This window comes from Vibrio sp. MarTm2 (genome assembly GCF_027587055.1).
GTDB lineage: Bacteria > Pseudomonadota > Gammaproteobacteria > Enterobacterales > Vibrionaceae > Vibrio > Vibrio sinaloensis_D.
Genome location: NZ_JAPPTK010000001.1, coordinates 555,386 through 579,534 on the forward strand (window position 1 = coordinate 555,386; position 24,149 = coordinate 579,534).

The 24,149-nt window shown below is 45.5% G+C and carries 25 protein-coding genes and 1 tRNA gene; 6 read left to right on the forward strand and 20 right to left on the reverse strand.

What is annotated here, in order from left to right; genetic code table 11:
* Positions 1 to 170 precede the first annotated feature (170 nt).
* The 14 genes from OH458_RS02575 to OH458_RS02640 all read right to left on the reverse strand — a co-directional run bounded on the left by OH458_RS02575 (position 171) and on the right by OH458_RS02640 (position 14,437).
* On the reverse strand, positions 171 to 1,310 hold the full coding sequence (locus OH458_RS02575) for a flagellin (protein ID WP_269977171.1): 1,140 nt from the start codon (positions 1,308 to 1,310) through the stop codon (positions 171 to 173).
* A 360-nt stretch (positions 1,311 to 1,670) separates the two neighbouring features.
* Positions 1,671 to 2,864 carry a flagellar hook-associated protein FlgL gene (flgL, locus tag OH458_RS02580; protein WP_269977172.1) on the reverse strand — a complete coding sequence of 398 codons (1,194 nt, stop codon included), beginning with the start codon at positions 2,862 to 2,864 and terminating at the stop codon, positions 1,671 to 1,673.
* A gap of 9 nt (positions 2,865 to 2,873) precedes the next feature.
* Complete coding sequence (gene flgK / locus OH458_RS02585; RefSeq protein ID WP_269977173.1) at positions 2,874 to 4,748, reverse strand: flagellar hook-associated protein FlgK; 1,875 nt, start codon at positions 4,746 to 4,748, stop codon at positions 2,874 to 2,876.
* Between the two features lie 124 nt (positions 4,749 to 4,872).
* Positions 4,873 to 5,787: a flagellar assembly peptidoglycan hydrolase FlgJ gene (gene flgJ, locus OH458_RS02590; RefSeq protein ID WP_005474787.1), complete on the reverse strand. Its 915-nt coding sequence runs from the start codon at positions 5,785 to 5,787 to the stop codon at positions 4,873 to 4,875.
* Between the two features lie 10 nt (positions 5,788 to 5,797).
* On the reverse strand, positions 5,798 to 6,889 hold the full coding sequence (locus tag OH458_RS02595; protein ID WP_005474791.1) for a flagellar basal body P-ring protein FlgI: 1,092 nt from the start codon (positions 6,887 to 6,889) through the stop codon (positions 5,798 to 5,800).
* Between the two features lie 65 nt (positions 6,890 to 6,954).
* The gene (gene flgH, locus OH458_RS02600; RefSeq protein ID WP_269977174.1) at positions 6,955 to 7,737 is read right to left on the reverse strand and encodes a flagellar basal body L-ring protein FlgH; all 783 of its coding nucleotides are present in this window, start codon (positions 7,735 to 7,737) and stop codon (positions 6,955 to 6,957) included.
* Between the two features lie 24 nt (positions 7,738 to 7,761).
* Complete coding sequence (gene flgG, locus OH458_RS02605) at positions 7,762 to 8,550, reverse strand: flagellar basal-body rod protein FlgG (protein WP_269977175.1); 789 nt, start codon at positions 8,548 to 8,550, stop codon at positions 7,762 to 7,764.
* 20 nt (positions 8,551 to 8,570) lie between these two features.
* Complete coding sequence (gene flgF, locus OH458_RS02610; protein WP_005474764.1) at positions 8,571 to 9,320, reverse strand: flagellar basal-body rod protein FlgF; 750 nt, start codon at positions 9,318 to 9,320, stop codon at positions 8,571 to 8,573.
* Between the two features lie 214 nt (positions 9,321 to 9,534).
* Entirely contained in the window at positions 9,535 to 10,851 is a 1,317-nt protein-coding gene (gene flgE, locus OH458_RS02615) for a flagellar hook protein FlgE (RefSeq protein WP_269977176.1), read from the reverse strand.
* Between the two features lie 43 nt (positions 10,852 to 10,894).
* Positions 10,895 to 11,605 (reverse strand): flagellar hook assembly protein FlgD, encoded by a 711-nt coding sequence (flgD, locus tag OH458_RS02620; RefSeq protein ID WP_005474714.1) that lies wholly within the window; start codon positions 11,603 to 11,605, stop codon positions 10,895 to 10,897.
* A 17-nt stretch (positions 11,606 to 11,622) separates the two neighbouring features.
* Positions 11,623 to 12,039, reverse strand: coding sequence for a flagellar basal body rod protein FlgC (gene flgC, locus OH458_RS02625; RefSeq protein ID WP_269977177.1), 417 nt, complete (start codon positions 12,037 to 12,039; stop codon positions 11,623 to 11,625).
* On the reverse strand, positions 12,040 to 12,438 hold the full coding sequence (gene flgB, locus OH458_RS02630; protein WP_043887246.1) for a flagellar basal body rod protein FlgB: 399 nt from the start codon (positions 12,436 to 12,438) through the stop codon (positions 12,040 to 12,042). It abuts the gene before it with no gap.
* A gap of 233 nt (positions 12,439 to 12,671) precedes the next feature.
* Positions 12,672 to 13,499, reverse strand: a complete 828-nt coding sequence (locus OH458_RS02635) for a protein-glutamate O-methyltransferase (RefSeq protein ID WP_005474806.1) — start codon at positions 13,497 to 13,499, stop codon at positions 12,672 to 12,674.
* A gap of 11 nt (positions 13,500 to 13,510) precedes the next feature.
* Positions 13,511 to 14,437, reverse strand: a complete 927-nt coding sequence (locus OH458_RS02640; protein WP_269977178.1) for a chemotaxis protein CheV — start codon at positions 14,435 to 14,437, stop codon at positions 13,511 to 13,513.
* 79 nt (positions 14,438 to 14,516) lie between these two features.
* On the opposite strand from OH458_RS02640, the gene flgA reads away from it, so the two are divergent.
* The 3 genes from flgA (at position 14,517) to OH458_RS02655 (ending at position 16,115) form a co-directional block, all read left to right on the forward strand.
* Positions 14,517 to 15,263 (forward strand): flagellar basal body P-ring formation chaperone FlgA, encoded by a 747-nt coding sequence (gene flgA / locus OH458_RS02645; protein WP_269977179.1) that lies wholly within the window; start codon positions 14,517 to 14,519, stop codon positions 15,261 to 15,263.
* 94 nt (positions 15,264 to 15,357) lie between these two features.
* Positions 15,358 to 15,672 carry a flagellar biosynthesis anti-sigma factor FlgM gene (gene flgM / locus OH458_RS02650; RefSeq protein WP_005474802.1) on the forward strand — a complete coding sequence of 105 codons (315 nt, stop codon included), beginning with the start codon at positions 15,358 to 15,360 and terminating at the stop codon, positions 15,670 to 15,672.
* A 17-nt stretch (positions 15,673 to 15,689) separates the two neighbouring features.
* Positions 15,690 to 16,115 (forward strand): flagella synthesis protein FlgN, encoded by a 426-nt coding sequence (locus OH458_RS02655; RefSeq protein ID WP_005474767.1) that lies wholly within the window; start codon positions 15,690 to 15,692, stop codon positions 16,113 to 16,115.
* Between the two features lie 78 nt (positions 16,116 to 16,193).
* On the opposite strand, the gene flgP is transcribed toward OH458_RS02655, so the two are convergent.
* Positions 16,194 to 16,625: a flagellar assembly lipoprotein FlgP gene (gene flgP, locus OH458_RS02660; RefSeq protein ID WP_005474707.1), complete on the reverse strand. Its 432-nt coding sequence runs from the start codon at positions 16,623 to 16,625 to the stop codon at positions 16,194 to 16,196.
* An 8-nt stretch (positions 16,626 to 16,633) separates the two neighbouring features.
* Complete coding sequence (locus tag OH458_RS02665) at positions 16,634 to 17,269, reverse strand: FlgO family outer membrane protein (RefSeq protein WP_038139387.1); 636 nt, start codon at positions 17,267 to 17,269, stop codon at positions 16,634 to 16,636.
* Between the two features lie 202 nt (positions 17,270 to 17,471).
* Here OH458_RS02665 and OH458_RS02670 point away from each other — a divergent pair, with 202 nt between their 5' ends.
* The 3 genes from OH458_RS02670 (at position 17,472) to OH458_RS02680 (ending at position 19,310) form a co-directional block, all read left to right on the forward strand.
* Entirely contained in the window at positions 17,472 to 18,566 is a 1,095-nt protein-coding gene (locus OH458_RS02670; protein WP_269977180.1) for a flagellar assembly protein FlgT, read from the forward strand.
* A gap of 51 nt (positions 18,567 to 18,617) precedes the next feature.
* Positions 18,618 to 18,694: transfer RNA gene (locus OH458_RS02675), tRNA-Arg, on the forward strand.
* Between the two features lie 109 nt (positions 18,695 to 18,803).
* Positions 18,804 to 19,310 carry a Fe3+-citrate ABC transporter substrate-binding protein gene (locus OH458_RS02680; RefSeq protein ID WP_038139392.1) on the forward strand — a complete coding sequence of 169 codons (507 nt, stop codon included), beginning with the start codon at positions 18,804 to 18,806 and terminating at the stop codon, positions 19,308 to 19,310.
* Between the two features lie 53 nt (positions 19,311 to 19,363).
* Here OH458_RS02680 and OH458_RS02685 read toward each other — a convergent pair whose 3' ends face one another.
* The 4 genes from OH458_RS02685 to OH458_RS02700 form a co-directional block, all read right to left on the reverse strand.
* A complete protein-coding gene (locus OH458_RS02685; protein ID WP_005474775.1) occupies positions 19,364 to 20,335 on the reverse strand; it encodes an OmpA family protein in 972 nt (323 codons plus the stop codon).
* A 381-nt stretch (positions 20,336 to 20,716) separates the two neighbouring features.
* A complete protein-coding gene (gene gltX, locus OH458_RS02690) occupies positions 20,717 to 22,144 on the reverse strand; it encodes a glutamate--tRNA ligase (protein WP_038139397.1) in 1,428 nt (475 codons plus the stop codon).
* A 99-nt stretch (positions 22,145 to 22,243) separates the two neighbouring features.
* The gene (locus OH458_RS02695) at positions 22,244 to 22,885 is read right to left on the reverse strand and encodes a DUF2057 family protein (RefSeq protein ID WP_269977181.1); all 642 of its coding nucleotides are present in this window, start codon (positions 22,883 to 22,885) and stop codon (positions 22,244 to 22,246) included.
* Between the two features lie 66 nt (positions 22,886 to 22,951).
* On the reverse strand, positions 22,952 to 24,028 hold the full coding sequence (locus tag OH458_RS02700) for a porin (protein WP_039626115.1): 1,077 nt from the start codon (positions 24,026 to 24,028) through the stop codon (positions 22,952 to 22,954).
* Positions 24,029 to 24,149 lie beyond the last annotated feature (121 nt).

A 24,149-nucleotide genomic window follows, 5' to 3' on the forward strand; every position in this document is an offset into this window, starting at 1 on the left:
CCATGCAATGTGGAGATCGAGAGAAATGATCATAGCTTGGCTATTTGTCACATAGGCATCACGATTGAGAGACAGGGTGTGAGAGAGAGCCTCTTAAACGCTAACCTATGCTTGCCGCAATTTCCTCACTAGCCCCACGTCTGGGATTACGCTAGTGAAGCATATTGCTACTACTGCAATAGTGACATTGCAGAGTTCGGCAACTGTTTTGCTTGAGCCAATATCGAAGTACCAGCTTGTTGCAGAATTTGTGCTTTGGTCATCGCCGTTGTTTCTTTCGCGAAGTCTGTATCGCGAATTCGGCTGTTCGATGCCTCTACGTTTTCCTGGATGTTAGCCAGGTTGTTGATACTGTGGCTTAGTCGGTTTTGTTTCGCACCCAGGTCAGCACGCTGAGAATCAACATACTGTAGCGCCGAGTCGATAATACCAACCGCATTTTGCGCGCCACCCACGCTTCTTACATCAATACTCTGAACGGTAGTTTGAACACCAGGACCACCATTGAGACCCAGCTCCCCCGCTAGACCACCAGAAATACTTAGGTCACTCTTAAGCTCAGCTTGAGATGCGAAGAGTTGCAGTTTACCTTCCTCATCGACAGACGCTTTTACCAGATCAGTCTGACCGTTGATGTAAGTGGCCAACTCCTCGATATCATCACCGTCTTTCGCCAAGATATCGATACTAACCGGATCACCATCTTTACCTGTGAACTCAAGCTTGAGGTCTCGCGCATTTGCCGGCACGCCCCAGTCTTTGCCTTTCCCTTGCTCAGAGATAAAGCTTTGACCCCCCATACGGAAGTCATCAGCACGGATGCTTGTTAAGCCCATGATGATAGCCTCACCAGAACTCGCACCGATTTGGAATGACGCCTCACCAAACGTACCGTTAAGTAGCTTACGACCACCGAAAGATGTGGTTTCCGCGATACGGTTTAGCTCGTCTTGTAGCGCCGACACCTCTTCATTGATCGCTGTACGTTCAGAATCTGAGTTAGTACCATTGGCAGATTGTAGCGATAGGTCACGCATACGTTGCAGAATGGCCGTCGATTCGTTCATCGCACCTTCAGCCGTTTGCGCAATCGAGATACCATCGTTGGCGTTACGCATCGCAACATCCAGACCACGAGACTGTGCTGTTAAGCGGTTGGAGATTTGCAGACCCGCCGCATCATCTTTCGCACTGTTGATCTGTTGGCCTGACGACAAGCGTTCCATTGAAGTATTCAAGTCACCTGTCGCTTTGTTCAAATAACGCTGTGCGGTCATTGCCGATACGTTAGTATTTACTGTTATGGTCATAATTTGCTCTCCTAGTGAGTTCGCAAGTGCTTGCGAAGCGGCCAGCTTAATCTCATTTGGAAGCACTGACCGTAAATGCCTTGCTAAGCAGACAACTGCTTAAAACGTGTTTTTCACTCTACTCAGAACAATTCAAGTTGTGTGCCAAGTTTATAAAAACAGCGATAAATTTATTTAATTACGTTTAATCAACAACTTAAAGCAACTCAAATACGACTAGTTCTTTAGTTTGTTTTTTGTCCATTCTGAACGGCAATGGTTTTGCCGCTCACTTGCCACCTGATTGCCGTAGCGATCGCTCCGTACTCGTCAGGGTTGGCTATTGCGCTTAAGGCATTGCACTTAAGGCGCTCATCCACACTAGATGTAGTTGAACAAGGTTAGGTCTTTTGTCTTACCAAACGCTTGTTGTGACGCTTGCAAAGCCCGCGAGTTCTCATTGAACTCGATAATCGCCGCCGCATAGTCCAAGTCTTCAAAGTTACTTTTCGACTTGGCCAGCGTCATTTCAAAATCCGCGTGTTGCTCTTCTTGAATATCTAGCGTATTCAATCGAGCACCCACATCGGTTCTCGCTTTGTTCAAATGAATGAACGCCGCGTGGAATTCTTGAGTCACTTGATGAAGCTGCGCTGTGTTCGATGAGTCAGAGACCGAACCAGACGACAAGTCCATCGCCTCTTTGAAGGTTTCAAAAATACTGTAGGTACGACGCGGCTCTAACTCGATCGCATCCCCTTTCGTAATCTGACCTTTCACTTGAATCGTGACATCTTCATATTTGATTCCCTTACTCGGGTCAAACGTGTCGGCTTGTACGACTGAGCCATCACGTTCAAGCTGATACCCATACTTGCCATTTGGCATATCAACGAACGTCACTTTGTAAGTAGACTGATCATCGGGGTTCAAATTAATCGCGCGCTCTAGTAATAGTTCAGAGGCTTCTTGTAAGTCGTACTTTGGAGAGAAATCACCAAAGGGATTATCGATCTCCATGAACAGCTTGCTGCCAGGGTCATTGATTGGCATTTCAAGACTGTTTGAAATCTTCATTTTGCGCTGATAGTCATCACCGGCGTAAACCACTTCCGCATCTTTGTCGCGGAAAAATGGCTGATTCTTCGGCTTAGTCCCGGCAAAAATGTAGTTACCCGACTCATCTTGAACATTCACCAAATTGAGGAAGTTGTTTGATATCTCTTCAATCTCACGACGTTTAGCAAAGCGGTCTTCCGGAGATAAGGCACCGTTGATCATTTCCATGACCGTACGCTTAGCTTCATCCGCAAACTCTTCTGCGTTAGAGATGATCACTTCATGGTGTTCAAGGCGGTTGCGAGTTAACACAATGGCGTCGCTGTATTGGCGAAGCTGCTCTTTTTGTTGGCCAATATTCTGGATGTAATGCGTCGCAAGCGGATCATCGCTCGCTTTCATTAACTTTTTACCCGATGCTAGCTGCGCTTGATTGTGATGCACCTTACCTTCTTGGCGGCGCAAATCGTTTTGCACGGATTGGTAGTTATGAAAACTGGAAATACGATTCAACATTTACCCCTCCTATCTCAACGCCAAAATGGTATTAAAGGTGTCGTTTGCCGCCTGCATGATGCGCGAAGAAGCCATATAAGCTTGTTGGAACTTCATCATGTTTGCCGCTTCTTCATCTAGGTTTACGCCAGAGATTGATGCGACACGCTCCTGCGCTGCCTCTTTCTCCAAGCGTGATACGTCCGTTAGTCGTGATGCCGTCGACATCTGCAAGCCCACGTCAGTATTTAAGTTGTGGTAAATATCCAGAATGGTCGACTCACCATCATTGAGTTTTTTCTCTGTCTGGATATTTTGCATTTTTAGCAAGTTGCCATTGTCACCCTCAGATGGGACAAGGTTTGCCGTAAACTTATCGTTCGGCAACGCGCCACCGGTGAGTTCAAAGGTGGTGTTTTGAACCGTCACAGGGCCAGAAGGCGGATAGTCTTGCGGCTGCATAAGAATTTTGCCTTTCGTGTCAGTAACGGCAAACTGCTTCCCATCTGGTGAAACGATAACCTCGAACTCACGCAAGTCCCCCACCTCATCAATGCGAAACTTCGCGCTACCTTGAGCAAACGTTGTCGAGGCTTCATAGCTTTGGGCGGCAATATGCGATGGGTCGTTGGTTTCCATTTTGATTTGCGCCGCTGAGTTACGAGTAGGACGAATAAGTACGCGTTCCCCTGCAGCGAGGTCTTGACGAATATCAATCCGAATCCCATCTAAAGTAATGGCATCATCGATGACTGGAACCACAAACTGCTCACCGCTTGGTCGGGTTACGTAGTAGTCACCACCGCTGTACTGCAGTGAATATTCACCCGCCACAAGCTGACTGGTATCTTCAATGTACACAGCAAGGTCAGCCTGAGATTTTGACGATGTCACGACACGAGACTCAGCAATAATATCCGAGTTCACATCAGTAAAAATGAGTCCACCAATGTCACCGCGAAGATCTAACCCTTGCGACTGTAGTTTGTTGATGTCGTATGAAAAAGCGGCGGCCATCTTGCCGAGCTCATCCATTAGCTGAGGAATTTTTTCATCCCTCATGGTTAGCATGGCACCCAGTTTTCCATCAATGTCTTTTGAGGTAATGGCCTTAATACCTTTACCTTCAATCATTGCTAGGCGGCGTTCGTGAACATCAGGATAACCATCAATCATGGTTAATTTACTGGCTTCCGTTCCCGAAACGAGCGTGTGGCCATTGCCAATGTGGACATTGAAACCCTCTGCATTTTTACGAGGTGTGACCGTGACTTTGGTGTATTCAGAAAGCTCGTTGATGAGCTTTTCATGTTGGTCCATAAAGTCGTTATGAGGCCCAGGGGTACGCATCATTAAGCGGTGGATATCGCGAATCTCAAGCGCAAGCTGGTTGATTCGCTCAATACCCAAATCAAGCTTTTTATTCGTTACGTCTGATTGGCGGCGAACGGTTTCGTGGAAGTCATTGAGGTTTTGGGTGATCAATGTTGATTTCTCAAGCACCACTTTACGCGCACCCACATCGTTCGGTGAATCGGCCAATGACTTAACCGCATCAAACCACTCATTGATGTTTTCAGGAATCTTTTTCGAAGAAACGGAAGAGAGCATGTTTGACAGCATCTCTAGATTGGCTTCGTCATCCAGTTTGTGGGCATGGCTCGTGGTGGACATATTGAGTTCGTTAACGGCAAACTGATCCCATGAGCGGCGAACTTTTTCCACGTGGACACCCATACCGTAGGTTTCCCCACCGTATTGACGCGGTATATTTGTCCCCTGCACCACAGACTGACGGCTGTAACCCTCTGTATTTGCATTAGAGATGTTATGGCCAGTAGTGTTGAGTTGTCTCTGAGCCGTAAGGACACTTTGTGAACCTAAACTCAGTAGATCAGACGCCATATTGCCCCCAAGAAACCTTTAAAAATCAGTGTTAACTGAACATCTAATGATTTAAAAGCAATATATGTGCCATTTTTAGAATTTAGAGAGTAGAGACTAAAAAGCTCACCCGAAGGTGAGCTGTTTACATTTGGTCGATTTTCGCTTTTACCCGCAAGACTTTGTCTGCGTAGTAAGGGTCTGTGGCGTATCCCGCTTGATGAATCCCACGAATAAACTGTTCATCATTGCCGCCATGGCGCAAAGCGGTGGTATAGCGCGGGTTTTGATTAAGGAAACGAACGTAGTCGTTAAAGCTTTCTTCAAAACTGTTGTAAGAACGGAAAGCCGCGTTCTCTTTAACCGGCACACCTTGATGGTATTCCAGCGTCTGAGTGGCCACTTTATCACCGCCCCAACTTTTATCTGCTTTGATATTGAAGAGGTTGTTACTGCTGCCACGGCTGTTGCTAACTAGCTTCTGTCCCCAACCTGTTTCTAGAGCAGCTTGAGCAAGTAACAGTGACGAATCAACGCCCAATGCACGTGCCGCTTTTTCAGCGTATGGTCGCATTGAATCAACAAAAGATTCAGGACTATCAAATGAATGCTTAGGCTGAGCACGTGTAACCGATACGGTTGTCATTGCATCGTTGGCACGTGACTCTCTGACCTGATCCACTTTTTGCATCATGGCTTCGAAATCAACGTGTTTGTTCGCCGCCGTCTGGTTTTCAACACTGCCCGACGACAGCTGAGCAACGATCATGTCCGCAAGACCAAGCGAGCCTGATGAGCTCAACTCACTCGACATCTGCTCATCCATCATTTGGCGATAAAACTGCTGATTTTGGCTGTCCATTAGACCAGATTCAAAACTCGCGTTTGCATCACGCATGGATTTGAAGAGCATCGAAGTGAAAATTGCTTCAAACTGTTTCGCCGCGGCGGTCAATGCAGCTTTTTCGCCGCCTTCATCCCCTTCAACCGCTTGCTTACGAAGCTTATCTAGCCCTGCGATGTCGTGAATGAAGCCAATGTCATTGCCGTTATTAATCATGCTCAGCTCCTTAGATAATGATCAGTTGGCCTTCAATGGCTCCGGCTTGCTTAAGTGCTTGCAAAATGGCCATAAGATCCGATGGTGCTGCGCCGACTTCATTAACCGCTCGAACGAGATCATCCAACGTTAGACCAGGCTCAAACTTGAACATTTTGCCTTGCTCTTCCGTCACTTGAATATCGGTATCGGGAACCACGACCGTTTCACCACCGCCGAATGCGTTCGGTTGACTGACGTTTAGGTTTTCTTTTATCGCCACCGTCATTCCACCATGTGTCACTGCAGCAGGCTTCAAACGAACATGCTTACCGACAACGATCGTACCAGTTCGCGAGTTAACAATAATTTTTGCTGAACCTTCGGCTGGGTTGAACTCTAGGTTTTCAATTGCCGATAGGAATGCCACTCGTTGAGAAATGTCACGAGGAGCACGGACTTTAACCGAGGTTGCATCTACCGGAGAAGCCATTTGAGGGCCCAAGAAGTTGTTGACCGCATCCGCCATGCGTTGGGCAGTAGTAAAATCCGACTCTAACAAATTAAAGGTGATGTAATCGCCACGACCAAAGGGGGTTGGGATTTCTCGCTCAACCATCGCGCCATTTGAAATCATACCCGCGGTTGGGTTGTTACCGACGATTTTAGACCCATCAGCCCCCGTTGCGCTAAAACCACTCACCACAAGGTTACCTTGCGCCACCGCATACACCTGACCATCAAGACCTTTCATCATGGTCTGCATCAATGTGCCGCCTCTGAGGCTTTTTGCCGAACCGATAGAAGATACCGTCACATCAATGGTTTGACCTTGCTTCGAGAAAGCCGGCAATTCAGCCGTTACAATCACGGCTGCGACATTTTTGGTTTTAGGCTTTGTACCAGGTGGCAACTGAATGCCAAAACTTTGCAGCATCGCATTAAAACTTTGATCGGTAAAAGGCGTAGACTCACCTGTACCCGGCAGACCTGTGACCAAACCATAGCCTACCAATTGGTTGCTTCGAACACCGGCAACTTGCGCGACATCTTTGATACGTGCAGCATAGGCCTGTGTTGATAGCAACGTTAAGCTGGTGATAAGTAGAATCAACGTCTTCATGGGATACCTTTACCTTAACTCGGGTTACGCTCTTGTCGATGCCAGAAAAGCGTCGTTAAGCGAGATTAAAGTGATACATTGAAGAATCGTGCCAAAAAGCCAGGTTCTTGCATGTCTTGTTGTGTACCAGTGCCTGAATACTGGATTCTAGCGTTGGAAACACGGTTAGAGGCGATGGTGTTATCAAACGAAATATCATCAGGTCGGATGGTTCCGCTAAGACGAATGTATTCATCACCGGTGTTGAGAGTTAGCCATTTTTCACCACGAATCACCAAGTTACCGTTGCCCAATACTTCAATCACTTCCACCGTAATTGAACCCGATAGGCTATTGCTTTGGTTGGCACTGGCATCACCCGCAAAGGTGTTAGTGTTGTTTAGGTCATATGAAAAATTGTAGTCGCCGCCAACTTTCAACTCTTGACCACCAACAAATAGAGGCTCCATAGAGGAATCGTTCGTTTTCGACATGTCCGCATTGGCACTTTTTGCCGCTTTGGTTTTTTCATCGAGCGTGACGGTAATGATGTCACCTACGCCACGCGGCTTTGAATCATCATACAAACTGCTTGTACTTGCGGAGTTAAACAGCGAACCTGTCTCTGCAGCGTAATGTTCGCGTTTGTGTTTAGGGTGGATTGGTGCCCACGCAGGGTCTCCGGCAACCGGATCATTTCTGCCACGCAGAGTATCCACAATGCCGCTTTGGTCATCACCAGATTTGTCACCCTCAACAGCATCAACGGTCGTTGTACCGCCAATCACATCCGGCGTTTCAACAGGTGGCTCTAACATCGTACAACCCGACATCACAGTCACAACGAACAAAGCAAATAAACGGTTCATGCTAATTACCTCTCGCGTCAAAGATTAAAGTTGTTGGTTTACAAAGCTCATCATCTTGTCGACTGCCGAGATGACTTTTGAGTTCATCTCGTAGACGCGTTGAGCTTCAATCATGTTGACCAACTCTTCTGTCACATTGACGTTTGATGTTTCAAGCATCGATTGACGAATGTCACCAAAGCCATCAAAACCAGGAACGCCTTCTTGCGGGTCACCACTTGCACCCGTTGGCAAGTAAAGGTTCTGACCTACTGGCTCAAGGCCGCCTGGGTTAATAAAGTCAACCGTGGCAATCTGCCCAACCACCACGTTATTTTGTTCACCACGAATACGCACCGAGACTTCACCGTCTGTGCCCACCGTAATACTAATGGCATCTTCTGGAATCACAATTTCAGGCTGTAAATTGTAGCCCGAGCCTGAAGTCACGATGGCACCTTCGTCATTGACAGTAAACTGACCATTACGTGTATAACCAATGTTTCCATCAGGCATGAGGATTTGGAAAAAGCCATCCCCTTCGATCATCATATCTAGGCTGTTATTGGTTGTTTGCGTGTTACCTTGAGTGTGCACTTTTTGCGTTGCGACAACTTTCGAACCCGCGCCTAACATCAAACCCGATGGCAGTTCGGTATTTTGCGATGACTGACCACCCGGTTGATTGATGTTTTGGTAAAACAGATCTTCAAACACCGCACGACTTTTCTTGTAACCAACGGTTGAGGCGTTCGCTAGGTTGTTCGAAATGGTTGAAATGTTGGTTTGCTGAGCATCTAAGCCCGTTTTACTTACCCATAATGCCGGATGCATAATCTTCTCCTAAATCTCTATTAGCTCATACGAAGCAGAGAATCTGACGATTTGTCCATCTCTTCTGCTGTGCTCATCATCTTCACTTGCATTTCGAACTGGCGTTGCAAGTCAATCAGGCTGGTCATTTCACCGATAGCATTCACATTGCTACCTTCAATTGCGCCTGTGAGCAGTTTTACACCGGCATCCGCTTCGTATGCCGCATTAGGATCTTTAGCTCTGAATAAGCCATTAACATCTTTGAATAGTGATTGGTTGTCGGTATTTGTCAGCTTGATACGATCGACAACTTCGATGGCATCCGCTGGTGCACCTTGTGGTACGACCGAAATCGTCCCATCTGTGCCGATCTCAACTTTACTAAGAGGAATAGGCAGGGTGATTGGAGCGCCTGTTTCCCCTAGCACTAAGTTGCCATTACCACTGACAAGTAAGCCGTTAACATCAATCTTTAGGTTACCATCACGAGTCAGGCCCTCTTTGCCCGTTTTATCGAGCACCGATATCCAGCCATTGCCTTCAATCGTCACATCGAGATCTCGTCCTGTCGTAATAACACTGCCTTGTTGGAAATTATGCCCTGGGCGCTCTGTCATGCTAAACACTCGAGTCGGTAGTCCTTCTCCGTATGCTTGCATCGAACGAGCTTGCGCCAAATCAGCACGGAAACCCGTGGTACTGACGTTTGCCAAGTTGTTTGCTCTAAGCTGCAAAGCCTGCATATTTTGCTTGGCTCCGCTCATAGCAAGATAGAGTGCGCGATCCATAATTTGCTCCAAAAATCACAATTCGGATCAACAAATGCAATTGTAGTGCCAACTTTAATTTCACTTTAAAGTCAACAACTTAAACTATACAAAAGGAAGAGAGAGGCAAAAAAAGATAGGGATGGTGGTATGCGGCAATAATAACAAGCTGATGATTGCCACCAGCTTGCCATTCAGATCATTGCACGATGCAGCCTTGTTAGATTCGCTGAAATTATCGAATCTGCAGGATGTTTTGTTGCGTTTGGTTATGTACTTCAAGTGAACGAGAGTTCGCTTGGAAGTTACGTTGAGCCGTAATGAGATCCACTAGCTCTTGGGTCATATCAATGTTGGATTGCTCCAACGTACCACTGTTGATAGAACCGAAAGAGCCTTTGTTAGACTCACCCCAGATCTTGTCACCAGAGAACTGAGTGGAATCCCACTGAGTGCCACCTTTCTTATCAAGACCTTGCTCATTCGCAACGCGAACCATAGCGACACGACCCAAGGTGATATTTTCACCATTTGAGTATGTGCCAAGGACGCTACCATTTTCATCAAAATCCACTTTGGTTAAGAAACCAGTGGTTGCACCATCTTCATCAAACTTGGTTAGCTCGAAAGGAGCGGCAAATTGTGTCGCACTATCAAGGCCAAAGGACAACGTTTGACTAACATCAGCACCATTTAAGTTAATCGCATTTGGATCATCAGGACCTGTACCACCTAATGGACCAGAAACGATATTATTGCCGCTGTTAAGGCTGGCTAATGTACCATCGTTGTTGAACTTCATTGTGTGACCCACATGACCTGTTGGCGTTGTTGCATCGCCACCAAGAATGTTGACAGGCTTTTCACCCGCACTGTCGGTCACGGTGTAGTAGGTTTGCCACGTGTTCGCTTGTGTTTGATCCTTCAAGTAGTAGGTTGTTAACTTATACGACTGACCCATAGAGTCGTAAATTGTCGATGAAGTTGAACGGTTGTACGTTTCAGGATCGGAGTAGTCAAACAGGGCTGGATCTTTTAAATCTCCACCCGCTGGCAAGTTTACACCGACTTCGATATTGGCCGTTTGCTTTGGTTTGCCGAATTCTTTTGGAATGTTAATTGGCGAAGGCTCATATGAGAGAACGTCACCCGTATCGCCATTCACTTGATAACCTAACAGGTATTCATCGTTCGCTGTTACCATGTAGTTGTCTTTGTTCAGGTGAAACGCACCGTTTCGCGTTAACTCATTAGTCGTCGGTGTTAAACGATCTTTTGCTACTGCAAAGAAGCCTGTACCGCTGATACGCAAATCCATCGGATTGTTCGTGTAAACGCTCGACCCTTCGTGGAATTGCTGAGCTACTTTTTGCGCTTGAACACCGCCACCTGGTGTTGTTTTAGCGTTTGTAAACAGTGAGTTAGAGTAAACATCACCAAACTCTGCACGCGACTCTTTAAAGCCGAATGTGTTCGCGTTTGCGATGTTGTTACTGGTTGTATTCAAATCTAATTGAGCAGCGGAAATACCGCTTAATGCAACATAAGACATTCCAAATTCTCCTATCTAGCTAGCATAGTCGCTTTTACAAGCGTTACGCTTTACCAACTTCTAGTACTTCAGCAAGTCGAACTGGCGACTCAAAGCCAGCCAGATTGAGCAGTACGTTACCATCACCTTTACCCAGAAGAACGCTGTTGACGTTTGCATAAGTCGAAACTTCAAACTCTTTGCTTTCTCCATCAAGTAAGCCCGCAGCTCTCACTTTGTACTTACCTGCCGGCAATGGATTACCGTTTGAATCTTTGCCGTCCCATTCGACGCGGCTATCACCCGAAGGCTTAGACCCCGCGTCAAAGGTACGAACGAGCTGCCCCATTTGGTCTTCTATTCGAACCATCAAGTTATCAACGGCTTGAGGTAGCTTAACCATGGCAGCCATACTGCCGTCATCTTTTTTCACACCAGCAGCACCCGGAATCAACACATCACGTCCAACCAAGGAAGAGGCTTGAAGCGCTTGATTTGAAGTCATCGAAGCATTCAAACTTTCAAACTGGTTATTCATTTTGCCGATGCCGTCTACTGTCGCGAATGACGCCATTTGTGCAATCATCTGGTCATTGCTGACCGGCTTAAACGGATCCTGTTGAGAAAGTTGCTTCGTGAGCAAAGATAAGAAGTCTTCTTGTTTAAGATCCTGCTTACCCGTGGTCTCATTTGGCTTATTCTTGTCCTGAAGCTGTTTAAGCTGGTCGATATAGGACAAGCTGCTTTGACCAACATTGTTAATGCCATCGGCCATATGTTACCCCCTTATCCCTATTGACCCATCTGCAGCGTACGCAGCAGCATTTGTTTACTTGCATCTGCCACTTGCACGTTCGTTTGGTACGAGCGAGAAGCAGAAATCATGTTTGCCATTTCTTCCATCACATTGACATTAGGCTTGTAGATATAGCCTTCTTCATTTGCGAGTGGGTGATCTGGGTTGTACTCCGCACTGAGCGGTTTATCGCTTTCCACGATCCCCATAACCTTGACTGGCACAGTATGATCGTTGCCATACTTAGCCTTACTTAACTCTGCACCAAATACAGCGTGGCGCGCTTTGTAAGTATCTTTGGCCGAGCTAGACACACTGTCTGCGTTGGCTAAGTTACTTGAAGTCGTATTTAGACGAACAGACTCAGCGCTCATGGCAGAGCCAGTAACATTGAAGACGTTGAATAAGCTCATCTAGTTACTCCCTTTTAAAGCTTTCGTTAAGTTCTTGAATTTACTTCCTAGGAAGTCAAGTGAGGCTTGGTGTCTTATTTGGTTTTGCATAAATAGATTACGCTCCAAATCAACATCCACAGTATTGCCATCACCTGTGTCAGGTTGGGTTGGAAGACGATACATCACTTCCCCTGTCACGCGAGTAGAGGCAGGAATATGCCGACTATCAGTACGGCTAAGACCAACGCTTGCCTCTGATGTTGCCGCCTGCAAAGCCCTTTGGAAGTCCATTCCTTTCGACTTATACCCAGGCGTATTCGCTTGAGCAATATTGGTTGAAATAACCTCAGCATTGCGCTCACGAAGCCCAACAGTGTGTTGGTGAATACCTAAAGCATTGTCGAATGAAATAGCCATGTTAACCTCTACATAAAGAACTGACCGTTACTAATGAAATACAAAGCAAGTAGCGTACCAACTTTAAGGAACAAGATACTTCACTTCGATCTCGACAAGTAATCCAGCAAAAAATACGCCAAGTTTAGATTGCTAAAAGATTGGAATGTCATCATTGAGTATACAAGTTATTTATCGACAGCAACAAAAAAGCCCAGCACGTCAGGCTGGGCTTAATAATTTTGCATGTCGGTTTATTTGAGCTTGTAAATGATACCTGGGTTGCAGCGAACCATTTCAAAACGATCAGTCAGCCCGGTCAATGACTCAGAAGCACCAAGCAACAAGTAACCACCTGGGTTGAGGCTATTAGCCATCTGATTGAGAACTTTAGACTTCATGTCTGGCGAAAAGTAAATCAACACGTTTCGACAAAAGATAATATCGAACTTGCCAAGCAAGGCGTAGCTGTCCATCAGGTTTTGAGGACGGAAGTTCACCAAACGCTTGACGTTATCCTTTACTTTCATTCGACCATCGCCTGCGTCTTCAAAGAAGTTGCGACGGCGCTCGGGTGAAAGGCCGCGACCTAGTGCAAGGTTGTCGTAAATCCCCGCTCGACACATGTCCAACATACTGGCAGAGATGTCGGTTGCCGTTATCGACGTGCTCGGCAACATGCCAGGTTTGCGCTGTTGGGTCTCCAAAATAGTCATCGCCATTGAATACGGCTCTTGACCAGAAGAACTTGCCGCAGACCAGATTTTGATTGGGCGCTTGTTAGCCGCAACTTCCGGTAATAGCTTATTCGCAAGCACTTCAAAAGGATAAGTATCACGGAACCAAAGCGTCTCGTTAGTCGTCATTGCGTCAACGGCAGCAACGCGTAACTCTCGATTACGTCCCGTCACGACATCTCGTAACAAGTCAGACAATGAGCCCAATTTGAACTTAGTCACTAACGGGCTCAAACGACTTCTCACTAGGTACTGTTTGCTATCACCCAATACGATGCCACATTGAGACTCTAAAAAACGGCTGAAATCACGATATTCTTGATCGCTTATAGTTATCGCTGTCATTAATTTCTCTTTTATTTTGTGAGTGCAGCTTTTACCGCATTACCAAGCTCATCTGGGTTAAACTTGGCAATAAACGAATTCGCGCCTACCCGCTCGACCATCGCTTGGTTAAACACCCCACTGAGTGAAGAGTGAAGAATTACATAAAGATCTTTCAGATCCGGATTGCGTCTGATCTCTGCAGTTAATGTATAGCCGTCCATCTCCGGCATTTCAATATCGGAGATAACAAGTGAGATTTGATCGTAAATACTGCCCTCGGCGGCCATTTCTATCAACTTCTCATAGGCTTTCTTACCGTCAATGACTGAGACGGCTTCAAAACCCAGCGAGGTAATAGCTCGCTCTACCTGTTTACGTGCCACCGTTGAGTCATCCGCAATAAGAATACGACGAACAATCTCTTTCTCTGTTTCAACTTGAGCAATTTCTTCGCTGATCGCTGAATCCATGGTCTCGTCAACTGGTGCGATTTCCGCAAGGATTTTTTCAACGTCAAGAATTTCGACAAGTTCGTTGTCGATATTGGTCACTGCCGTTAGGTAGTTGGCTTTACCCGCACCATCAGGCGGTGGAAGAATTGCTTCCCAGTGCATATTGATGATACGTTCAACAGAAGTCACAAGAAACGCTTGAATGGTACGGTTAAACTCGGCAATAACGACAAACGCTTTGTCGACATCTGTGGTTGGCCTACCACCGACGGCCAAGCTTAAATCAATCACCGAAACGGTATGGCCGCGAATGTGGGCAACACCTTTAACGAGAGGGTGTAAGTTTGGCATTGAAGTAAGCTTAGGGCACTGCAGTACCTCTTTTACTTTAAATACGTTAATACCGTAACGCTGACGCCCCACTAGACGAAACGTTAGCAGTTCCAATCGGTTTTGACCGACGAGTTGTGTACGCTGATTCACGGAATCAAGAATACCCGTCATAAGCTCATCTCCATCTCAAACTTTCATGCTAAAAAAATGGTAGTCTACTGAAGACCATGAAAAAAACCAGAGAAACAGAATGATGTATTCAAAATCACACTTGTGCTCTTTTTCCATAACTAATTGTAGAGCTTTCTATAAAAAGTTTTATAAGTCTATCGGCTTTTTACTCTTTTTCTTGAGTTTTTCAGCGACATCAGCAACAGAAAGTCAAATTTCTCTCATTCAACAAGCCGCCGAGCAACATATCTTGGATAACATAGAGAGCCCGGTTGGCGGCAATCTAAATGCAAAAGCCGCCTCTATAGATAGTAGGATCTTTGCCACAGATTGCCCGACTGGTTTGCAAACCTCTTCTACTTCGACAAACCCAAATGCCAGCAATATTACGGTTTTGGTCGAGTGTCAAAACGATAACTGGCGAGTCTATGTGCCAGTGCGCCTCACAAGAACTGGGCCGCAAGTAACCTTGACCACGCCACTCTCAAGGGGGCAAATCATTGCTTCCACTGATGTCACTATTAGTATGGTAGACTTGCAACGCTATAGGCGGCAAGGCTTTTCCACTCTAGATGCCGTAATTGGTGCAAAAACAAAAAAAAATCTGCGTAGCGGCGAAGTAATTGAAGAAAATGATATTTGTGTCGTCTGCCGAAATGAAACGGTCACCATCAAAGCGGTCAAGTCAGGAATGGTGATCACGACAAAAGGGGTCGCACTGACAGATGGATCTCATGGCGAACAGATTAGAGTGAAAAACAGCAAATCAAATCGTATAATAGAAGGACGCGTAACCGGAATATCTGAAGTCACTGTTGTATTCTAGCGTTATTTCCCTAACATCCTTAAAAAACGCTAAAGTTATTTCCCGTAAAGTCGATATGGACGGTACAGGTTTTTAATATTGAAAAGGCTCAAATATGGCAGGCATAGATAATATTCGTTCTGGTCAAACGATGACAACGTCGACAAGTCGAAGTGCAGTACGAAATGACAAACCCACTTCAGATACCGAATCGGCAAAAAAATCCACCGTTGCCCAAGACTCTGTTTCATTAAGTACACAGGGCAAAGCAGTCGGAGAGATGCACTCACAAATGGCCAGTCAGCCTAGCTTTGATAAAGCAAAGGTAGCGGCGATTAAAGAAGCGATTGCAAATGGGTCTTACACAGTTGATCCTGAAAAACTCGCTGACAATATGATGAAGTTCGAAAAAGAACTCGGTGGTTTGTAATCTAGAGATTTTCTTTTATGGCAGCACTGCAAGGATTAGTTGAATTTCAACTCAAAAACGCGGAAGAGCTTTCTCAACTTCTTGGGAAGGAGAAAGTCGCCATTACCAATAGAATCTCTAAAGATATTGAGCGGATTGCCAAGCAGAAAATAACGTTGATCGAGCAGCTACGCTCGACTGATGAGCGTATCGCAAAGCACCCAGACGTTGAAAGCCTGTCGACCAATCCAGAGTTGAGCCCTCTGGTAGAAAAAATCCGTCAGACAATCACTGAGTGTCAGCAAGCCAATGCCATAAATGGTGAGGCGCTACAACGAGCGCAGCTTAGCTTCAACAAACTCAATAATTTGATGCAGCAATCGCAAGGAAAACTTGGGATGACATACACAGCGGAAGGTCAAACGAGAAATGTATCGACGCTGGGTACCAACATTAAAGCCTGATCTCCTTACAGCTTCCACACATTAAAAAGTAAAAGCGGCAAAAATTGCCGCTTTTTTTGATCGGAGAGGTAGAGAGTTTTAAAACAAGGTTTGCTGCCTTTTTTCTGGAACTTGTTGGACTTCGCCGTAATCGCGCAGTTTATTCATTTTTTGGATATCCAAACGAAGCTCTGTTACATAGCTGTCTCCAACTTTATAGCTTCGCACAACCTCTGCACCACGGATAACGCCATCAACCGCTCCCGAAGTAAGTTCAGTACCTAATCGTTGATCTTTTAGATCAGCACGCCCGCTAACGCGCATTCCATAGACTTGCTCAGCCAACTCTCGGTAAGCATCAATTTTGGATGCCCGCATCGCACGCACTTGCTTCTCTTCTTCGTTACGCCCTTTTTGCTCACTAATGCTGGCATAACCGACCGCCGTAAGCCAATCTTCAGCTCGCATGGTGCCCAACGGCTGGCAACCAACCATCATCATCACAATCGCGAGTAGAAATACCTTCTTCATATTAGCTCCTATGGACGTAGAATTACGGTGTATGGTTGAGTAATGGTTGGATCGGAGCGGATAAGCACCCCATCTTGCGTACGGATGCTATTAAGCGTATCCAAATCGCGACCAATGCGATCAGCAGGTAAGAATCCTTGCGCTGTTGCCACAACCACTCGTGACTGCATTCCCACAACTCGAGCATTCACGAGAACACCACCTTCTTGGCGGAGCATAGTGCCTGTCAAAACATACTGAATGTCTTGCTCTTGAGCCAAATCTTTCCAATCGCGACTAAAGGCAAAATCACCTTGATGAGTCACTTGAATCGACCCTGTCGTTTTAAAATCAACGACTTTGAATCCACGTCTCTGAAACTGATGGATAAAACCTTCGGATACAGAGTTTCCTAGCCAGTTCGTCGCGTCCATATTTTGCAAGTCAACAAATGAGGTGACCGCAATAGGCGTGCGGGCAGACACACTGGTATTCGAAATCATTAAGTCTTCCGTCATACTTTCAATAAAAAAGTCAAGAGTATGACGCGGACTCTCCATCAACATAAACTGGGAACCGGGATAAGGTTCTTTACCGTTGTATATTGGCGCATAGGCACATGCGGTCAAAAACACCACCGGCACTAACATTAACCATCTTTTCATTCTCTAATCTCCGATACATTATGGCTCGAGCGAGTGATCTTTTAGCTCTCTTCTAAAAGTGGAACGCTCTTTGCTTTCCTCAACTGTGCAACGATTAAGAAAAGCGTCACCAAAATTAGCTAAATATTAACAAGCAAAAAATGAACCAACTTGGTACACAGATATGAAAAGAACATTTCTCCTAGCTATAGTTAGCCTATTTATGAGTACTTTCACTCATATTGCCTCTGCTGGCTGGTACGAAGTAACGGGGACGGCAACGGTGGTTTCTTCGGAGGAAGTCGCCCGTGTGCACGCTTTAGAAGATGCTCTGTATAAAGCATTCAAATATTCTGGGGCAGACATTGGCAGCATTTCAAACCTGCGTCCTATGCTGGAAAGCGATCGCAAGGAGTACCAGTTTAGCAACAGTGAAGTCCGTTATATCTTGGTCGATGAACAGAAGATTCGACGCGGCGTCATGGTAGTAAAAGCAAGAATCGATATTTATCCTTCGGCAACAGGTTGCCACGTCGATCAATACAAAAAAACCTTCCTGGTCGGCAATATTGATCTTCTCTCTCCTCAACAAGCCGTAATGGGACAGGTCTATAACATCGGTGACGATTTCGCCAATGTGATTAACCGCCAGTTAGACCAAGAATCTGAAAGCTTCGTATCCGTTGGTACCACTGACTATGAGATTGATAAACGTCACCCAGAGCGTTTGAAGATGATTGCCGAGGATACTGGTGCTCAATACATTATTGGCGGAAAGATTTCGGATCTGACAGCAACAATCGAGCAAAACCTATTGAGAGATGATGTTATTAATCGCCAGTTTGCTTTAGAAATGACCATATTTGACGGCAAGACCGGCAATGAGGTCTATAACCGTAACTATCGTGAAGTTGCCCGTTGGCCGTTTCCAAAAACCAGTCAGGTCGATACCAAGAGCGCGCGCTTTTGGGCATCAACCTACGGCGATATGATGCTAAGAATCAGCCGTAATATCATGCTGGATCTCGAGTCAGAAGTTTCATGCAAAATCACTCTGCCAGAAGTGGTCGCGAAATGGGGTAATACCATTACTATGGATTTAGGGCGCATACACGGCGTTGAAATGGGCGATAAGCTGCAGCTTTGGCATACAGGTTCCTTTATTGATCAACGTGGTTTGCCGCGCAACAAGGTTACAGAAACGGATATTACGCTGACCGTATCACGTGTCTACGAAAATGAAGCTGAGCTTATTGTCGACCAACCTGAAATGGCCACCAGCATACAAATTGGCGATGTGATGCATAAATTGCTGTAAATCAAAACCTTATTTGTAAAACGAGCGCAATTTTTATTAGAATGAGCGCATGCTCCCGTGGCACAGCTGGATAGCGCGATCCCCTCCTAAGGGATAGGTCTCAGGTTCGAATCCTGTCGGGAGCGCCATATTGAGGGCAGAAAGCTATTTTTCTTTCTGCCCTTTTTCATATCTGAACTTCAACAACTCTCTCCTTTCATCTAGAATGACTATTAACAAAGTTATCGATAATAGCAGATGAAAAAGAGCAATCTAATCACCAATACGGGTCACCGCTTTATTTCAAAAGCCAAAACCGCGTTTAAGATTCACATTCATACGCCCGATGATAAAGTGCTCCATCGCTCTGTGGGCTACATTCGAATTGGTGAAAAAAAGGGACTGAAAAAAGCAATCAAGCTTCGCAATGAACTCGGCGCCGAGATGTGGGGCAAGTTTTGGCGAAGAATCCTCAAAGATCCTTATTTGATGACGCGTCTTCCCCACTCATTAGAGCCCAAAATTATTTTTAAGCCGCGCCCAACGAAGGCACATCCAGATGCCAAAGACGAATGCTATATCGCGGCTTGGCGAAACTACGATGAAAACGGCAAATTGATCTATCAGAGTGTTGTTTGCTCCATCAAAAAGCATGGACGTTTAGCGGCTTACACTAAAACCAAAAAGGCCTTACTCGAAGCAAACAAAGAGAATCTTGAAATACTAGAATATATGGGACGCTTAAATAGCATTGACTTGAAGTAAAAAAGCCTTGGTGGATACCAAGGCTTTTTTCATTATGAAGAAGAGTTTATTGCTTATTTCTCTTCGTACTCGAAACCTGGAACTGTCATTTCTACACGACGGTTCATCATACGGCCTTCTTTGGTCTCGTTTGAAGCCACAGGATTGTTTTCACCTTGGCCACTAACCGTGATACGTGAAGCATCAATGCCCTGCGCTTCTAGCTCATTAGCGACTGCTTGAGCGCGCTTCTCAGAAAGCTTCTGGTTGTATGCTGCTGCACCTGTTGAGTCAGTGTAACCAACCACCTCTACTGTCGATTGTGGGTATTGGTTCATAAACGCAACAAGCTCGTTCAATTTCTGAGTGCTTTCTGGTTTTAGCTTAGAGCTGTTCAACTCAAAGTTACCTGAACCTACAAGTTGAGTATTGAATGATTTCATCACAGGCGCTGCGACAACCACTTCTTCTACCACTGTTTCTTCAACAACCATTACCTCTTGTACTGGCTCTGGTGTTGGCTCTGAGCTACCACCAAACTTAGTACGGAAACCAAGTGTGAATGAATTCGCGTGGAAAGAAGATACATCGATATCGATGTCGTTGATGTGTTGGTACTCTGCTTGAATGTCGATGTTCTCAAACAGGCTGTAGTTCAAACCAACAGCACCAAACAGATTTTCATCATCTTTGTTGCCGTACTTAACGAACGCCGCACCTGCTTTTACAAACAGATCAATGTCTTCGTTCATTGGGAATGAAAGACGTGGTGCAATCGTGTACGCCGTAAGACCTGCGTCTTTGTAGCCTGCACCCGTTGTTTCACCAAGCGTTTCCAGTCCACCTTCAATGGCAACGTACTCATCCACTTCATAGCCTAGGAATGAACCTAGTGCCCATGAATCTTCATCACATGAGCTAGAAGAAGAAGTACATAAGTTGTTCAACCAAGACACACCCGCTTTTGCGCCTAAGTAGAATTGAGCATTCGCCGACGCCGAAGCTACAAGAAGAGTTGTTGATATTACCGCTGCTAACTTTTTCATTATTATTTCCTTATTGATACGCAAAATATACATTACGTAATTTATCTCACACTCAATAACAAACTGTTGGGTATGAACAGTTAATAAGATATACCTTATCTCATTATTAGTACAAATCGAATGACTACATAATTAACGTTTATCGACAATCCTGAACACATTCTCACTTTTAAGACACAAAACTGGAGCAAGTTGAGAGTTTATTAACTGTTGTGTTTTCAATGATGTACTAAATCTGTTCTCAATCACTTAGCCCTTCTCGTTGCTCAACAAAATAATCATGCAAATACGCAGTGGCAGAAACCTTCTTACACCGTAAATAAAACAGCGCGCAAAAAAAAGCCGCAGTATTTACACTGCGGCTCAACCTTATCGGCGTCGTTATGCGTTTGCTTCACGCTCAGCGATGAATTCAAGCGCCATCTTGATACGAGCAACACAACGCTCTTTACCAATCTGCTCCATAACAGCATCAACAGATGGAGACTGACCACCACCCGTTACGGCTACGCGTAGTGGCATACCAATTTTACCCATGCCGATTTCTAGCTCTTCACAAACAGCGGCAATAACACCTTCTTTAATGTTTGCCGTTGTCCACTCTGCTAACGCTTCCGCTTTCGCAAGAGCAAGCTCTAGAGGCTCTTTGGCAACGCCGCGTAGGTGCTTCTTCGCCGCACCCGCTTCAAATTCTGAAAAATCTTCGTAGAAGTAGCGAATTTGCTCTGCCAGTTCAACAAGAGTGTTGCAACGCTCACCAACCAGTTTGATCACTTCTGTAATTGCAGGACCGTTTTCAATGTTTAAATTCTGGTTGTCTAAATGCCACTGCAAGTGCTCTGCAACATATTCTGGTTCAGAGGTCTTGATGTAGTGGTTGTTCAACCAAAGTAACTTATCAGTGTTGAACGCCGATGCAGATTTAGAGATCGCATTAAGCGTAAACAGATTAATCATCTCTTCACGAGAGAAGATTTCTTGGTCGCCATGAGACCAACCTAGACGCACCAAGTAGTTATTAAGTGCATTTGGTAGGTAGCCTTCATCGCGGTATTGCATCACTGAAACAGCGCCATGGCGCTTAGATAGCTTCGCACCATCATCACCCAAAATCATCGCACAGTGAGCGAAAGTTGGAACCGGAGCCCCCAAAGCTTCATAGATGTTGATTTGACGAGGTGTGTTGTTGATATGGTCTTCACCGCGAACAACATGCGTGATGCCCATATCCCAGTCATCCACAACAACAACAAAGTTGTAAGTTGGCGCACCGTCGGTACGACGAATGATTAAATCGTCCAGTTGGCTGTTAGATATTTCGATACGACCGCGAATTTGGTCATCAAACACTACGCTGCCTTCTTTCGGGTTACGGAAGCGAACCACAAATGCGTCGCCCTCTTTCGCTGCAGCATTTGCCGCCACGACTTTAGGGTGATTAGCATCGTAACGTGGCATTTCTTTCGCCGCTTCTTGCTCTGCGCGGATTTCTTCAAGCAGCTCTTTAGACGCATAACACTTGTATGCTTTGTCTTCAGCGAGCAGCTTGTCAATCATTTCGTTGTAACGGTCAAAACGCTTTGATTGGAAGTAAGGACCTTCATCCCACTCAAGCCCCATCCACTGCATACCTTCAAGGATCGCATCAACCGCTTCCTGAGAGTTACGTTCTAAGTCAGTGTCTTCGATACGTAGAACGAATTCACCGCCTTGAGCTTTAGCGTATAGCCATGAGTAAAGTGCAGTACGCGCACCACCAACGTGAAGGTAGCCTGTTGGGCTAGGAGCAAAACGAGTTTTAACCGTCATGTATAAATACCTTGATTGTCTAGATGACCGCACGCCCTAACCTATCGAGGGCAGTGCCAAAATTGCGCGTTATTTTAGCACCGATATGCAAATCTACAATCAATCGTTGATATGTTTTACCGCCCAAGCGATAAACTCTTGGCGCTGTTGTGGTGACATGGACAAGAAATCACTTTGAAGCGCGCTGTTCGATGCTAACTTGGTCGAACTCGTGCTTGAGTTTAACGGTTTATCTAACACAACTTGATTTCTAACCGTATTCTCTTGAATCGCCGCTTGGCCACCAGCTTGATTGTAACCAGCGAGCATTTCGTCATAGTCTTTTATCAGCGCAAAAGTCTGATCAAAAATGATGTCCGTTGTGACATCCACCTCTTGACCGTTACGAGTCACTTTTACACTGGGTTGTTTTTCAAAGTTACGAACCGCTCGCTCATCACGAATCGCAAAGGGCGTTTCAAACTTCAACGTTTCGTCATTGGCTGTAAACTTCACTACCATTGGCAATGAATTAAACTTGCTTTTACCCCCATTGCCATCGATGAGCGCCGTGACTCTTAGTAGTAATTGGTTCTCTCCGTCGGCAATTTTCAAATCACCTTTACCACGATTCGGTATCTGGTTAATGTTCTGATTGACCGCCAAAATCTCAACGCGATTATCCGTTTGAATCGTAACTTGAGCGTTGGCCAAACTGGTTACAAAAGCCATCAATACAACAGCTAAACTCTTCTTCATCATTATTTATCTCTCTAGCACAAACGGAAAAAGGCGGACAACATTGCCCGCCAAGTCTTAATCAAATGATTAGAATGTCCACTCAGTACCTACGCGGATCATAAGATCATCGTACTCTTTACCCGCTAGTTCAGTGTCGCTGCGGTATGTGCCGCTATGCTGTGCGATACGAACGAAGGTGTAAACAGAATTCATTGAGTAGCCAACTTCACCCGTTACTGTTGTAAAATCAAGTTCTTTATCAGACTTGCTATCCGTGTCACCAGTTTGGTTTGCGTAACCTAAACGGAAGTTGAAATCACCCATGAAGTAGTTGGTTTGCAAAGAGAATGCGTCGATTTCACGTTCTTCATAAGCGCCACCTTTCTTGTCAGCTTCAAAACCAGCCGTTTTGTATGCACCAGCAACGTTCCAGTTATCCATTAGATTGAATTGGAAGCCACCGAAGAATGCGCTTGTATCGCCAATTAGATCAGTATCAAACTCAGTTTCATTTGCTGCTTCGAATGCCGCATGAACTGTGAGTCGGTCGATTGGCGTAACAGAAACAGAGCCACCAACAAACATTGAGTCAGCAGAGTTTGAGCTACCGTTACCACCCGCTAAGCTAAACTTCACCATGTCACCAAACATTGGTGAATCGTAACGTCCCATTTGGCTCTTACGGTCAAAGTTAAAACGCTCGCCAGCTCTCCAACCACGGTCAAATGTTGTACCCATGTTCGACGCTGAGTACGGCCAATCGACTAGCTCATACATTGGCGTTAACATGCGACCAAAGCGTACTGAACCCCAATCGTCACCACGGAAACCAACGAACGTATCACGGTTACCAAGCTTAGCACCGTCATCCAATACCCAGCCCGATTCAATCTGCATGAATGCTTCTAAACTATCATTCATGGTTTTTGCTGCGCGGAAACCTACTCGAGATTCGTTCTCTAGTACCATTCCGTCGCCATCAACTTCTTTACCTGTAGCGTCAAACTTTTTCGCGTTGTAATCCACTGCTGAAATAGATACTACACCGTAAACTTCTACGTTTGCGTCGTTTGGATCACCAATCATATATGCATGCGCAGTACCAGCGGCCATGGTAGTTGCTGCAATCACTGCGCCTAGTAGAGTCTTTTTGAAATGAGACATAAGATTTAACCCCTATTTAAAAATTTTAATTTCCTTTCCCTTGTAAAACCGCTAACTCACTGATTTTGCAGGGGGACTATTTATGGACGGGGAGAATGTTGGCAAACTTTTTTCGCGTTAA